The following is a 14,887-nucleotide window of genomic DNA, read 5'->3' on the forward strand; positions in this document are numbered from 1 at the left end:
TCAACCGCCGTAGACTCGCCTTCGAGCGGGCTGTGATTTTAATCGATCAACTCAGACGGCAGGAACTCACTCATGGTCATCAAGTCGTCTCGCCTTCCGAGGCGTTCTGCGACAACCTTTGATCACGATCTTTGAGGCTGCGAACTGGTAACGTTGATGATTTCGACGCACATGTGAACAATTCTCATGGATTGGCAGAGGGCTGAGCGACCCATTTTTTCAAAAGACTCACCATCGACGATATCTGCTCGGGATGTTTTTCCGATACATCTACTCGGTCATCGGGGTCGGATTTTAGATCGTAAAGTTCGTTTCCCGTGGGACACGCAATGAGTTTGTTCCATCCGTCAATGACAACGCGAGCAACCAAGCCATTGTCCAAGTCTTCGAGATGATCCAAATCGCTGTCGTGCTCATACACGTCCACAAACACGCGGTTGCGTTCCTGCAATGACTCGGGATCACGCAAGTCGAGCCCGGTCATCTCCGCAGGTGGCTGGATATCACAAGCGTGCAAGATCGTCGTTGCGATATCGATGTTGCTAGCCAAAGTCGTTTTGTTGCGAGCAGGTTTGATGGCTGCTTCATGCGTGATGAAAATCGGTGTCCGGATACCCGCTTCGACAGGCTCCCGTTTGGAGCGGATGCTGACGTTCTTGCGTTCGGGATTCTGAACCCAGCCGTTATCACATGTAAAAACGAAGATCGTGTTCTCATACATGTTCTTCTGCTTCAAGTAATCCACGATTTGCCCGCAACCTTCATCAAGCCATTCCACGTTGGCCCAGTATCGCGCCGTCGGCTCGTCGGGGGCGATGTCTTTGTACTTATTGAAGAGCCGGTCCGGCGCGTTGTGTGGTGCGTGTGGAAGGAAGACCCCGTACCAGATGAAGAACGGTTGTTCTTTTGCTTCGGCTTTATTGACGAAATCATAGATCGGCTGCATCGTCTCGCGGCCGATCTTCAAACCAACGTCACCGTGCCGTCCGCCACGCGAATGATCGCCATGGGTCATCGCATCGGTAAACCCGTGGTCCAGCGGATTGCCTTCCCACCATTTGCCGGTCTGCAGCGTCGCGTAACCGTTCTTCTGCAGTTCCTTCACGAATGATGGAAACTTCAACATCGGCGCGGTCATGCGGACTCGGAACTCGGTTGAAATCTCGCGGTACTTTACCTCTTTGCGGTTGGTCCCCGCAGGCAACACAGGATCGTTTCCTCGGATGCCGATTTGGTGTGGGTACATCCCCGTCACGAGGCTAGCGAGAGACGGTCGACACAGCGGAGCGGTGACGTACCCCCGCTCATAGACCAGTCCACGTTTCGCCAACTCGTCAAGGGCTGGTGTTTGAATATGAGGGTGCCCCATCAATCCATAATCGTCCCATCCTTGATCGTCGCTGAGGATGAACACAACGTTGGGACGTTCGGCATGGAGCGATGTGGCTGTGAGCGTCGTCAGGAAAGCTAGAAAGCAGGCTGTAAAGAGTCGGTTCATCATCATCCAGAGTTTGAAAGGCAGGTTGGAATTCAATTTCTAATTACGAGACGCTCTTTTGGGCTTCTTTCGAGGAACCCAAGTCTCGGGGGCGTCCAGCATCAGAGGTTCGTGGAACACGGTCAACGCATCACCCTGCGAGTTAATCCAGGCGTTCAATTCGGATCGCAGTTCGGACTCGACGTTTGCGAGTTTCGCTGTTCCCGCGAGATTGGTTAGTTCGTCGGGATCCTGCTGAAGATCGAACAACTCGTATTCAGGCCTCGCGTAGTACCTCGACACAATTGCATTTGCTTCAGCGTTCGTCTTCGCCGCTTCCATCCACTCCTTGAAATAGTCTCCCGAGGTCGCGCGGAGCAGAAGATCGATGTAGGACGTGAACGCAAATTCTGGATGCGGATTCCATATCAACTTGTGTCGATGCGTGCGGACGCTGCGACTCAGGTAAACGTTCATCAAAAGATCACCGCTGTGCGTCGCGAAAATCCGCTCGCGATGTTGTTGTGAATTTCCCAGGAGAACCGGCAAGAAAGATCGCCCATCCAATTGTTCCGGTAGGTTTCCGCCGCCGATTTCGATCAGCGTCGGAAGGATATCAATCCAGCTCACCATCGCGTTGGTTCGCGTGCCTGCTTCGATTTTGCCTTTGTGTGAGACGATTAGAGGCACACGAATGCCTTCATCGTAAAGGCACCATTTCCCAAACGGAAATTGAGCACCGTGGTCACTAGAGAAGACAAACACTCTGTCGGCGGATAGATGGCGGTCGCATAGCGAACGTAGTTCCCCCAAGTACGCGTCGAGATTTTTGACTTCTTGCAGATAACGCGAACGTTGGACACGCGTGCGTGGCGTGTCCAGCAATTGTGGCGGTATTGTCATCGACTCCGGATCGACAGTCGATTCGCTGGGCCAAGGCACATGCGGATCCGATACCCCGACAAAAAGAGCTAGCGGGCGTTCGTCGGTTCGTTTCTCGAGAAAGCTTCTAACGGTTATCTGCAGGTCCGGAATGTTCTGTTTCAGGTCATAGACATCAAAGTGGTAATCGGGGGCACTACGCAAATGAGCAACTTTGCCAAACGCGGCGGTTTGGTAACCGAGGTCATGCAACACTTTGGGAAGCCGCATGACATCGTCACGCGGGTAGCTATGATTTTCTTCGGCTCCGTTTCGAGCTGGCATCAGTCCGGTCAATAACGCCGCTCGACTGACCGCACAGGACGGGCTAGCGACAAAGGCCTGATCGAAGGTCATGCCTTCCGCGGCCAATTGATCGATCGCTGGTGTCTTTATGTTTGTGCCACCATAAAGCGGTAAATCTCTCGCCGAGAGATCGTCCGCCAGATAGATGACAATGTCAGGCAATCGCTGTTCGGCGGAGTACGCTGGCCTTGTGCAGATTGCAGACAAGACACCGACGATTGCTAAAAGGCTCAGGAAGAGTCGGTTTGTGATTCCGATCATGTGTTCGTTCAAATGTGGGGTAGAGGCTTGATGGAAAACGAACCGGTCGCTCGCACATGGGAAGCCGCACTTCTATTTCCCGTGTTCAATGAAAGAAATTGCGACGAATCGCGTGAGAATGCGAGCATTTGGAGTGTTTGGACCTGAGTCCAGGTCGGGATAGCGTCATTTCGTGAATCAAAAGCGGCGGACGGGGAGTAGAGTTGCTGCGTTGAACGGTGAGCCTACAGTTGCATTTTTCAAGATGTTTGCGAGTTGGTTGCTTCCTTCCCGCACAAGTGTGCCACTCCTTGTCGAGCGACTCCACCGCGTTGTGATCGTGTGTTTACCTCGGCTGAATACCGCTCATCAAGACTTCGCATTGCTGGACGAAATTGGCTGATCGCTCCGCGGAGTCGGACCGATTACCCCGCAAATCCTTCTCGCAGATGGGGTGTTAATCGTTTGCGACTGGTTTGCAGAAAAGGATCATGTTCAGATGGGAGGTGCGTCCCTTTCCTTGGTCCGCGTTTCCGGGAATTCGAAGTTCTTCATTCTTCGCAAGACGCGTCCGGTAGATCTGCAGTCGTCCTCGATTGAGATGAACTTGGTCACCGGTTTTATCGAAATCCTTCAGCCAGTTCGGTTGTGGGACTTTCACGTCATGTGCCACGAACAGATCGATATCTCGCCCGGCGGTTGCGACGATGTAGTCAGCGGCCCAATAGGCACTGTCGTTTTTGGCGGTACGAATGACGCGACTGTCTTTCAAGAATTCGGGCACTTCCTTGATGTAGATTCTTGCTTCGTCGGAATACGGTAGCATCTCGTGTTGGTACGGCGTCTCTGTTCCGCCCACACCATTGCCCGTGTAGGCGAACATTGAAAAGAGTCGATCGTCTGCGGCGTTTTCAGCGAGCGTAACTCGAGGGGCGTTTATCAACACGGTGAGCTCTGCAAGTTTGGCCGCGTCAATTTCAGGACGCTGTGGCAGTGAGGTGTCGAAAACAGGCGGCAGCGAATTCATAATGCCGCGGTGGATTTCGACAGGCTTTGATTGAAGTCGCAGAGTAGCTGATGCGAGACCCTTTCGGTGCGCCGTGATGACAACTTCACCCGGTTGGGGTTTGGAGCGGATGCTGACGCGATTGATTCCGCACTCGGTATCGAGGTAGAAGTGGTTGGTGCTGTCTTCCTTGCCACTGTTGTAACCACCACGCCAAACACTGGGGCCAGATACATCAAAGTCAACGCGGGCTTGGTCGGTTGGGCAACGACAGCCTTGCGCGTCGACGACTTCGAAATCGATCAACGCGATGTCAGATCCGTCCGCCCGCCATCCGCCGGGTGCCGTCGTTGGCGTTAGTCGAATGGCTACAGGCTTTCCTGCTGTTTGCTTTACTTGCCTTGCGATCTCAATTTCATCTCGGTACGCGACGACTTTGATCGCCCCGGGGTCGAAAACGACGTCTGGCCAAGTGAAAAGCGTCCCAAAACTGCGTTGTCCCTCACCGAGGCATTTTCCGTTGACAAACAACTCCGCTCTGTCTGCCTTCGAGACCGCGTATATCGGTTTCACGGTCCCCTGCGGATAGTTCCAATGTCCGATCAAGTGAACGCGGTCATCATTGTCCCACGTTGCCTGCAGTGCCCAGTACGCTTCTTTGGGGAGTCGCACTGCGTCGACTTCACCGGTCGCCCGGGCGCAATCGGTTCGTTGCCGCGTTCCGTGTGTCCCGTCCGAGAAGATCCAGTTCGCACCTCCCGAGTGATCAGGCTTGCTTCCAAACAAAGTCCACCACTCTTCGATCGCGTTGGTTGCAAAACCTTCCGATGTGAGGTTGTAGGTATTCAATTCAGCGAGCTTGCCGAGGCTGCCAAAATCCGGTGGAGAGTATTTGTCCCAAACACGGCGAGGTGTCTCGGTCCGGTCATACTCGGTTTCCACGACGGGCAATGATGGGAACGCACGTGTTCGTCCCACCGTTCCCAATTCCAAGTCAATGCTTTCAACGATCTCGGGCGTCGACATACGGAAGCCAAAATAGCGTTGTCCGCGAGGATCCCATTTTTGCGTGATCGCTTTCATCTCGGCGGCATGGCTTGGGCTAACGCTATAGTTGCCGCCTTCCCAGACACAGATCGCGGGATGATTGCGATAGTAGATGATCATGTCGCGGAACGCCGCGGTGCGAATCTGCCAGGCTTCGCCGTGACAATCTTTCTCGCCGTCGACACCCGGCATGATGGTCACAAAGCCATATTTGTCGCTGCTTTCAACCCCGACGGCCGGCCCCGCGCAGTGCCCCCAGCGGATCAGATTGCCACCGGCCTCTTCCATTAACTTCAGAGTGTAGTCGTGCATCCAGTTCGGAATGCCGGCTCCCAATCCGGCCCACCCCGCAATCGGCTTCTGGCCCCATCCATGCAGCTTGAGAGGATGGCCGTTGATCCAAAAGCCCGTGTCCCTGTCAAAACGAAAGTTGCGAATACCGAACGGGCTGGTGCTTGTGTCACGTTGGGTTCCATCAACACTCACCGCGACTTCCACCGTGTAGACATACGGGTAGTCGGGTTCCCACAAGTGCGGGTCGGTGACGTTCAGCGATGATTCGACCTTGGTTCTCTCGCCCGCTGCGATTTTGGTCATTTTCTCAGTGCAAGCAACAATTTCACCATCGTGTCCACGCAGCGAAAACGTCACAGTCGCATCGGTGTCCATCTGCTGTGAGTTTTCCACTTCTGCGGTGAGGCCAACAACCGCTCGATCTTTGCTGAGCGATTCGGTCCAAGCGTAAACGCCCTCAGTCCCCAATTTTCCATACAGTGGCAATGTCACGTGGACTGGATCGAGTACGTGAAGATAGACGTTGCGATAGATGCCGCCGTGAGGCGGATGCCAATTCTGATGATGCCACGGCGTGGTACCGGAGTAGAGTTCCGGTTCGACTGCGTTGTTTGCTTTGACCGCTAAAACGTTTGTGCCGGTCTTATTGAGGTGTGGAGTCAGGTCGAACCCGAAGGGGATGAAGCCGGTCTTGTCGGTCCCGAGGTGATGCCCGTTGAGATAGACATCGGCGATTTGCCGAACGGCCTCGAATTCAAGGACGACTTGCTTGTTCGTTGCGTCGGCGGGCAGCGAAAACTCTTTGCGATACCAAGCCGTTCCCTGCCACAGGTCGGTTTCACCTTGGTGTCCGCCGGTTCCGAAATCGTCGAACGTGTCGATGTCATTCCAAGTGTGAGGACAGCTAACGGTCGTCCATTGGCTGTCGTCAAACGTTGGCGATTTCGCCCCCTCGGCATCATCGCAAAGGAAACGCCAGTCGGCGTTGAGGCTCACCTTCCGCGGCATGGAGTTGATGTTTTTGGTCGTGTCCGCAAAACAAACTGGATCAGAAACCAATACTGCGATGACGATTAGCAAAAGCGTCAAGCAACCGACTGGTCGTCCGGGCGCGCAAATTGGCGACGGATCCCGAATAGCAGAGAAGACGCTGCGGAGTAGATAGTGGTCAAATAGTAACGCGGACATATGACTCTCAAAGAAATGTAGCAAGGGTCAGCGATCAATCGCCCTATACTCTCGAGTAGGCGTTGTTCTCGGATTTGTAACTCGCGAGGAAAGCGAATTCCTCTATGCGCTACAGAAGTTTTTGCTCGGTGGTATCGTTCCCTATATTCGCTAAAGATGTTTTGCTCGTTCTTTAGTCGGCCCAGACAAACCCAGCTTGCAAACGAATGCAAGATGGCCATGGACACCCCTGGCGACGACTCTCGCGGCAATCGACTTGGCCAGCTCTGTTACATCAATTTGCCGCGTCAAGCGCCACTGCATCACGGTGAACGAGATGCAAGTTAAGCCGTGATACGCGAAACAGAGGCGTTTGCACTTCAGTTCGGCCACACGCCATAATCGCACTTTTGGGTATCCCCGTGCTGAAAACACAGCACGGGAAAAACGCGGGTTAGACAGCTAAACTTGCCAGTGAATTCACAGCAGTGCGTAGGAAATTGCACTGCCGGCTAGCATTCACTGCATCGAGCAACCTGGCGACGCACAAAATCAGCGGTCCTCGCAATTCAGAAACAGTTGCGGATTACTCAACCTCTGCATCAACTTCGTCGAAGTCGCTGGCTCCCACCAAGGGGACTTCGTTCTCCTCGACATATTTTTCCAACTCACTTTTGTCGATTGGAATGGAAGTGGAATTGGAGTCACTGCAGCCCGTCGTGGCCAAGAGCACGAAGAGGATGCCGGTGGTAAAAAAAGATAGTTTCATTTCAAGGGTCCATAGCGTAGGTCAAATGAGTTGAAAAAGAAGGCCACCCGACTGACAGGTGGCCAACCAAAAGTCAGCGGCATGAAACCACTGACGGATCGACATTTAGAAAGTGATCACAAACAGGTTCACGACTAGAACTCGTCCTGGATGACTTCCCTTGATGCTCGGGTGCCGAGGGCTCCCCAAAGTCCGAATGGGCTCTCCGAGCCTGGGGGTAAAGCGAAACCTCGCCATCCAACGTGCACGCTGTCTTGGTTACCGGCCTCGATCGAGTCGGTGATGAACTTAACCGCACCGTCACCCATCATGATATGAACGCCGCCTTGGTGGCGACTGCTTGGCGGCGCGACTGCATCGCTGAGGGCAAATCGATCCAAACAGAGCGAGCCGTTTGGTGGAGCAGTGGTGTTCATGCCACAGAAGACATTACGACCGAACGCCCACTTAAAGCCTCGCATTACTTCTGGAAGCGGACCGATGCTCGCGTTGAAGTCGGTCTCAACCAGCCCGCTACCCCAGAACTGAGGGCGAGTGGGATCGATGTAGCTATCACAATACTTGTTCGTTCCCGTATTACCCATCGTTCCCGAAGCCTTTTTAGCAGGATGGGTGCGCTTGTCTCGGTCGCCTAGATCGGTGGCAATCTCACCAGCCATGATGGTATTGGAAAGCCCATCGAGAATATCACGGAATTTCATTCTTTGCCGATAGACAAAGGCGCCTCGGCATGATTCACGTGCTCGGACCGCACCATTGCCGCCACAGCAATTATTACCTCGGTCATCAATTCCACCGCTGCCACTTTGGATCGCGGAATCACCCATGCACGCCGCGTAATTCGTACGGGCAAAGGCGGGCAAGCCGACACCTGGATCGCTGGGGCAACGGAAACCTGGAACTTCAGTTACCCACGGGTCGTACGGGAACTTGCTATGATCCTGAAGGCGGCGTCGGGGCGTTGGGCCCATCGGCTGAAAAATACCAGCGGGAATCTGCCGGGGGTTAGATATCTGCTCCCACAACGCTTGTTGTTCGATAAAAGGAGTGAGTCCGACAAGCCAGCTAAGCTCCAAAGCGTTGGTCGCGGCAGGCACGTCTGCTGCAACCTGAGCGAGGCCGGACGCCGATGGGCTGGCCCCTACTTCTTTCGTAGTGCCTCCACCTTGCATGGGAAGCTGGTTGTACGCAGAGTGATAGTTGTGTACTGCCAAACCGAGTTGTTTGAAGTTGTTGCTGCAGCTCATACGGCGTGCTGCTTCGCGGGCTGCTTGGACGGCCGGCAAAAGGAGGCCGACCAAGACGCCGATGATGGCGATCACCACCAAAAGCTCAACGAGGGTGAAGCCGGGACGAAGACGTTTCATTTTGATGTCCTGAAAAGAGAAGGGGAAAAAAACATGCGGAATTGATGGGAGGTGAAACCTCGTTGCCGCCTGTCGGTGTATAAACCGGCTCTGACGGCGACTTTTTGCGCATAAATTTCAGGAATCTATATCGCGATCGTCCAAGCTGCGTTTTTATTTATAGGAAATATTGAAAAGTGGCGCCAAAAAGAATTGGCGAATTGGGTTGAACATATCAGCAGTTCGACAGCCCGCTGATCGCGGCTTACGATCGTCGGCCGTTCCCCATCGAGAAGCTCGACGAATGGAAAAAGCTATCAATCAGGATCCTTCCCAAGACGAATTTGTTCGACTGTTGGCGAGTCACTCCAGCCGACTGATGTCGTTCATCCGAATCATCACGATGAATCGGCAGGACGATGCGGAGGAAGTGTTTCAGAGAACATGCGTCATCCTGTGGCAGAAGTATTCGCAATTCGATGGCGAGAACTTTCTGGCATGGGCGTGCCGGATAGCGAGATTTGAAATGCTGAAGCACCGAGATTCGCAGCGGCGTGTTAAGGTTTTTGGTGATGAGACCATTGAGTACCTGTCAGCGGATGCTTACCTCGTCGCACGCGAAGTAGGAGACCGCCGGACTGCGTTGGGCACTTGTCTGAAAAAGTTAGATGATGCCGACAAAGAATTGATCAAACACAGATACTACGACGGACTCAGCGTGAAAGAGATCGCTGAGCAATTGGGGCGATCTAGTTACGCCATCTACCGCGAACTCAGTCGCATTCACGGATTGCTGTCGAGATGTATCGAACGAACGTTAGCAGAGGAAATCTAGTGGCACCCGACAACGATGACTTATCGATGCTGCGGAACCTGATCTTGAAATCACAGGATGAGGAACTGAGCGAATCGGAAATCGAGCAAGCGAATCGAATCGCGCGATCCCAAGCAGGATCGAAAGAAGCGGTCGCGGTGATCGATCAATTGTGCGCGTTCAGCGAATTCAGTTCGCTCGACTCGCCCGTGTTGGCGAAGGAAGTGTTCGATGTGCTACGCGACCAACCGGATCCTCAAGTTCGTGATGCTGGGGTGTCAGTTTCGACGAGGCCCCAGAAAGCGGAACCGGTCAAGCCGAGCACGCTCAGTTCGACGAGATCATCCAACAATCACCTTTGGATTCTATCGCTCGTCGCGAGTAATATTCTAGTCGCTTCGCTTGCATGGTCGTTGGCCGGCAGTCTATCAAAAGACACGCCCGTTGCGAAAACGACAGAACATACTGTTTCTCCACAGTTGGTTTCCATGACGGCATGTGTGTGGCGTTCTTCCGATGATTCCGTTCCCGCGATTGGTCGACCGATTCCAACGGGTGAGGTTTTGAGCCTTGTTGAGGGAATCGCGGAAATGCGCGTCGGTGACGATGGCACACGCGGCGCGGTCGTTCGCATCGAGGGGCCCGCTAGTGTTCAAATTCGCGATAACGGCGAGTTGGGACTTCTGCATGGTTCGTTGACTCTCGATTCGCTGGGGTCGGATAGCGATAGCCTCGTGGTTGACACGGTCATCGGTCGCGTGCTCGTTGCGGGACAAAGTTCCATCGGATTGGTCTCCGACGATTTAGTCAATGAAGTGCATGTGTTTACTGGGTCTGCGTTACTGAATCCGCGTGACGTCACGTTCGAGACTGAGCAGATCCGTTTGGTTGAATCCGAAGCCGTTCGTGTCTACTCCACGACCGACACTGGATCGCAGCTTGTCCGTTTTTCAGCGTCTAAAGCGAACTTCGTCTCCGCTCGCTCGGCAGGTTTTGATCCGTTGGAAATTGGCGAGGAATATGTCGAAGCGGTGAAGCTATCGGATCCGGGGGTGTACTGGCGGTTCGAGCAGCTCCATGGGGAAAGTCCGTTCTATATCGACAACGAGGGAAGCCTTCCTGGCATGAACGCCGTTGTTGTCGGCAATCCAACGTGGCGGCAATACGGAAAAAACCGTGTCGCCGAAGTCGGAACTGCCAGAGCGTCGGCGTTTCACGCATTGGAAACCTGGCCGGAAGAACCATTGGATGAGTATAGCGTTGAGTTGTGGGTAAAGCCGCAACTCTATCATCACGGCGAAGTCCTTTGCCTGCATCAAAAAGAGGAACTCGAAGACGGACGGCATCAGCATACGATGATGCTGGAGGTGACCGCCAAACATTACTTCACGCATCGCTTGAGCGAGTCTGCTCCCAACCGATTTCGTTTCGTTCATCGTGAACTCGGCGCGACACAGCCGATCAGTGACACGAGTCTCTTCGCGGAAGAAACCTACGAGCCACGAGTTTGGCAGCACGTGGTTGCCCAAAAGAAGGGCAATCGCCAAATACTATGGGTCGATGGGCAAATCGCAGCAGAACGTATCAATGCAGTTCCCTTGAGCGAACATGTTCAGATCCTGGTTGGACGTGTTTATCCGAATTCGGAATACCGGCGGTTCGCGGGGCAGATAGACGAGATTGCAATCTACGATCGGGCTCTATCACCGGAAGAAATCCGAAAGCACATCAGAGCCGCTGGACGCAAGATCGCCCCGAAGCAGGCTAAGTAGTTCCGTCGGTGGCGGCCGTCGACGAACCACGCGTGTGCGGCAATTCAACAACGCGTGCTGCGATCGATCGCGTTCGTGATGGTGAGTGGTTGCACAACTCGGCATCTCTCTCGGTCAGACTCCGCGATCGAAACATCGGTCGTGGATAGTGAAATGGCGTGTGCCCTATCGGATCAGCTCAATATTCGCTGAAAAACCGAATGTCGGGCAGTCCTCTACGTTCGTGCAGTTCGAACAACTATACTTTCGTGATTGTTGTGCGAAGCGTCTGCACTCAGAATTGAAAGTGTTTCAATTTTTGAGTGACCGCTGCGATGGGACTTAGAGGACCAGCCGAGTGAACAGATTGGCCAAGCGAAAGAAGAAACTCATATTCGCGGGGCTGGCGGCGTTGATCGGTTTAATGGGCGGGATGTTACTGCTCGAAATTGGCTTGCGAGTTTACGTCGCCAGCAGAGGTTGGACGCCCAATTGTTACGTGACAGGAGTTGCGTTTTTCGTCCCGCATGAACAGGCCGGGCACACGATGCGTCCGGGGCTGCGGATGAAGTCGTCTGCCTATGACGTCACGATTAACTCATTGGGGCTTCGTGGCGAAGAAGTCGACGTTCAGAAGCCAGACAACGGTATCCGCGTCATGGTGATTGGTGGCTCGAGTGTTTTTGGCTATCTCGTGCCGGATGGACAGGACTCCTGTTGTGTTCTCGAAGAGATAATGTCAAAAGACGAGCGGTACGGCGATTCGAAAGTTCAAGTGCTGAACGCAGGTGTTCCCGGTTACAACATGACGCAGTGCCGTCTGCGTTATGAGTCGGATCTGTCTAAGTTGAATCCTGATGTCGTGCTAATGTACTTGGGGTGGAACGACATGAAGTTTCTGCTGCAAGACCCGGACTCGGTAGATAGAACACCACCGGCTCCGTCATGGTGGACTCGCACGATGGCGACGAGCGTTTTGTACGGCGTGCTTCGATATCGCGTTTTTCCACCGGACTCGCCCGTGTTTGTTCCGCCCGTATCATCGTCGTCGACTGATGCGGATTTGCGGACAGAATGTGAGGCACAATTTAGAAACGACCTTCAGAGCCTCGTCGAGGCGGTTAGAAACTCGGGTGCGGTACCTGTGTTGAGTACTCAGTTGATGGCGGCGGGGGCTAGCGATCCTCAGTTGAAACGGTATTTGGGCGATGGGCCTGAACAGATTGAAGCCAATGAACGGCTCGGTCTTTGGATCACGCAGGTGATCCGTGAAGAGGCGGAGCGATCGCATGTCCCATTGATCGACGTTGCTGATAAGATTGAGTGCAACAACACGCATTTGGGAGACGCGATTCATCTGACGCAATTCGGGCATCGAGAGGTCGCGATCTTTTGGGCGGAAGGCCTCTCAGACGCACTTATTAAGATGGAAGATGGTACGCCCGAGCAATCCGGGGAGAAAACGGAGTTGCGACGTGAGAAGGGATCCGAATGACGTTAATTCTTGGTGTTTCTGCCTATTACCATGATTCAGCTATCGCGCTGATCCAAGACGGCAAGCCGATTGCGGCGGCTAGTGAAGAACGTTTCTCGAGAAAGAAGCAAGATGCGTCATTCCCGAGTTTAGCGTTACAGGCCTGTTTGGACGATTCCGGTGTCTGTTTGAGCGACATCGATTACGTCGGGTTCTATGAAAAACCTCTGTTGAAATTCGAGCGGTTGCTCGAAACCTATCTTGCCTATGCACCTCGCGGCTATCGATCGTTCGCCCGTGCGATGCCGAGCTGGTTGCAAACGAAGCTTCACTTGCCGCGAGAGATCCGAAAGGAGTTAGGTGACAGCTACAAACGGCGGATCGTTTTCTGCGAACACCATGAGTCGCACGCGGCAAGCGCTTTTTATCCGAGTCCGTACCGTGAATCAGCGATCTTAACCATTGACGGTGTTGGCGAATGGGCAACGACGAGTTGGGGGATCGGAAACGAACATCGAATCGATCTGAAGCAGGAGATTCGCTTTCCACACTCGCTCGGTTTGCTCTATTCCGCGTTCACGTACTTTTGTGGATTTCGGGTGAACTCAGGCGAATACAAACTAATGGGACTGGCGCCCTATGGTGAGCCGAGGTTCGCCTCTGTTATTCATGAGCATCTGATAACTCTATTTGATGATGGCAGCTATCGTTTGAACATGGACTTCTTCGAGTTCTGTCATCGGCTACGGATGACAGGCAAACGGCTCGAAAAGTTGTTAGGTGTTCAGCGTCGATTGCCTGACACGCCGGTACGTGAAGTTGACATGGACATTGCTGCGAGCATCCAAGCCGTGACAGAGGATGTCGTCTTAAGAATGGCAAATCATGTCCACCGGCAAACGGGTTTAGATTCATTGTGCATGGCAGGCGGCGTAGCGCTCAATTGCGTATCCAATGGCCGTCTATTGCGAGAGGGGCCCTTCAAGAAAATATGGGTGCAACCCGCCGCGGGAGACGCCGGTGGTGCGCTCGGGATCGCGTGGTCGATTTGGCATCAGATGCTGGGGAATCCGAGGACAATGAATCCCCACGATTGTCAAGAAGGTTCGTTTCTCGGTCCGGCACTCGATCCCGAAGTCGAGGTTGCAGCCCTCCTGGGCCAGGGAGCGGTAGCGAAGCAATACGATCACGAAGAGGACCTCTGTGGATGCGTCGCCAGCTTGATCGCGAGCGGCCGTGTCGTTGGATGGGCACAGGGCAGAATGGAATTTGGCCCCCGCTCGCTGGGCAATCGCAGTATCCTGGGAGACCCTCGCAATCCTGAAATGCAAAGCACGATGAATCTGAAAATCAAATATCGTGAATCATTTCGTCCGTTTGCACCGTCTGTTCTACGCGAACACGCTCGCGAGTATTTCCAGATGGCGGAGGATTCAGACCAGCCTTACATGTTGTTCACGTCATACGTGAACGAGGAAAACCGCGTTGAGCAGGATCCTGCCGCAACCGGAATTGATCGTGTTCGAGCGGTTCGAAGCGACTTGCCCGCAATCACACACTTAGACTATTCCGCTCGAGTGCAAACGGTCGATCCCGTTCGGCATCCTCGATACCACGCACTCATCAGCGAATTCAATCGGCAAACCGGTTGCCCGGTCCTGATCAACACGAGTTTCAACGTTCGAGGCGAACCAATTGTTCAGAGTGCGGCGGACGCCTACCGCTGTTTTATGGCGACCGAGATGGAAGTTCTCGTGGTGGGTGATTACGTTTTCCTCAAGGAAGAACAACCCGAATCGATGCGGCAATCGAGCGAACACTATCTGTCTGAATTGGAGCCGGATTGATGCCACTGATTGATTTGCATGCCGCTCCCAACAAATCGATGCGACGTTGGTTCGGATTGTCGCTCGGTATTGTATTGGCAATTCTAGCGATCATGGCTGCTCCGGCTGGCATGTTCCGACAGGCGATTTTTGTCGGCGCCGTTTCAGTCGTCGGTGTTTACTATCTGAGTCCACGGACTCAGTTGCCAATCATTCGCGGCTGGCAGTGGATCACTTTTCCGATTGCCTGGTTGGTGGGACACTTCCTTTTTGGGATGGTCTTTTTCGGCATTATCACTCCCTTGGGATTTTTGCTCCGATTGTTTGGCCATGATCCGCTGAACCTGAGACGCGAGAATCATGTGAAATCCGCGTGGGAAGACAAAGCGTGCGTGAAGGACGTAGGCAATGAAGACCCAACCCGCTACTTCAAGCAGTTTTAAGGTTTC

At 53.6% G+C, this 14,887-nt stretch carries 10 protein-coding genes; 5 read left to right on the forward strand and 5 right to left on the reverse strand.

Going from position 1 to position 14,887, the window contains the following annotated elements; all coding sequences use genetic code 11:
- Positions 1-184: 184 nt before the first annotated feature.
- From FHS27_RS24915 to FHS27_RS24935, 5 genes are all read right to left on the reverse strand, one after another.
- Positions 185-1,504, reverse strand: coding sequence for a sulfatase-like hydrolase/transferase (locus FHS27_RS24915; protein WP_184308221.1), 1,320 nt, complete (start codon positions 1,502-1,504; stop codon positions 185-187).
- A gap of 33 nt (positions 1,505-1,537) precedes the next feature.
- The gene (locus FHS27_RS24920; protein ID WP_184308150.1) at positions 1,538-2,965 is read right to left on the reverse strand and encodes a sulfatase family protein; all 1,428 of its coding nucleotides are present in this window, start codon (positions 2,963-2,965) and stop codon (positions 1,538-1,540) included.
- 436 nt (positions 2,966-3,401) lie between these two features.
- Positions 3,402-6,479, reverse strand: coding sequence for a glycoside hydrolase family 2 protein (locus tag FHS27_RS24925; protein ID WP_246420861.1), 3,078 nt, complete (start codon positions 6,477-6,479; stop codon positions 3,402-3,404).
- A gap of 565 nt (positions 6,480-7,044) precedes the next feature.
- Complete coding sequence (locus FHS27_RS24930; RefSeq protein ID WP_184308152.1) at positions 7,045-7,227, reverse strand: hypothetical protein; 183 nt, start codon at positions 7,225-7,227, stop codon at positions 7,045-7,047.
- Between the two features lie 134 nt (positions 7,228-7,361).
- The gene (locus FHS27_RS24935; protein WP_184308154.1) at positions 7,362-8,594 is read right to left on the reverse strand and encodes a DUF1559 domain-containing protein; all 1,233 of its coding nucleotides are present in this window, start codon (positions 8,592-8,594) and stop codon (positions 7,362-7,364) included.
- 283 nt (positions 8,595-8,877) lie between these two features.
- On the opposite strand from FHS27_RS24935, the gene FHS27_RS24940 reads away from it, so the two are divergent.
- From FHS27_RS24940 to FHS27_RS24960, 5 genes are all read left to right on the forward strand, one after another.
- Positions 8,878-9,408, forward strand: a complete 531-nt coding sequence (locus FHS27_RS24940) for a sigma-70 family RNA polymerase sigma factor (protein WP_184308157.1) — start codon at positions 8,878-8,880, stop codon at positions 9,406-9,408.
- Positions 9,408-11,159 (forward strand): LamG domain-containing protein, encoded by a 1,752-nt coding sequence (locus FHS27_RS24945; protein WP_184308159.1) that lies wholly within the window; start codon positions 9,408-9,410, stop codon positions 11,157-11,159. Before FHS27_RS24940 ends, FHS27_RS24945 begins: the two co-directional genes overlap by 1 nt.
- Before the next feature lie 337 nt (positions 11,160-11,496).
- Positions 11,497-12,633: an SGNH/GDSL hydrolase family protein gene (locus FHS27_RS24950; RefSeq protein ID WP_315854690.1), complete on the forward strand. Its 1,137-nt coding sequence runs from the start codon at positions 11,497-11,499 to the stop codon at positions 12,631-12,633.
- Positions 12,630-14,459: a carbamoyltransferase family protein gene (locus FHS27_RS24955; RefSeq protein WP_184308161.1), complete on the forward strand. Its 1,830-nt coding sequence runs from the start codon at positions 12,630-12,632 to the stop codon at positions 14,457-14,459. Before FHS27_RS24950 ends, FHS27_RS24955 begins: the two co-directional genes overlap by 4 nt.
- A complete protein-coding gene (locus tag FHS27_RS24960) occupies positions 14,459-14,881 on the forward strand; it encodes an SxtJ family membrane protein (RefSeq protein ID WP_184308163.1) in 423 nt (140 codons plus the stop codon). The genes FHS27_RS24955 and FHS27_RS24960 overlap by 1 nt, the downstream gene beginning before the upstream one ends.
- Positions 14,882-14,887 lie beyond the last annotated feature (6 nt).

The organism is Aporhodopirellula rubra, assembly GCF_014192335.1.
In the GTDB taxonomy this organism is placed as follows: Bacteria; Planctomycetota; Planctomycetia; order Pirellulales; family Pirellulaceae; genus Rhodopirellula; species Rhodopirellula rubra.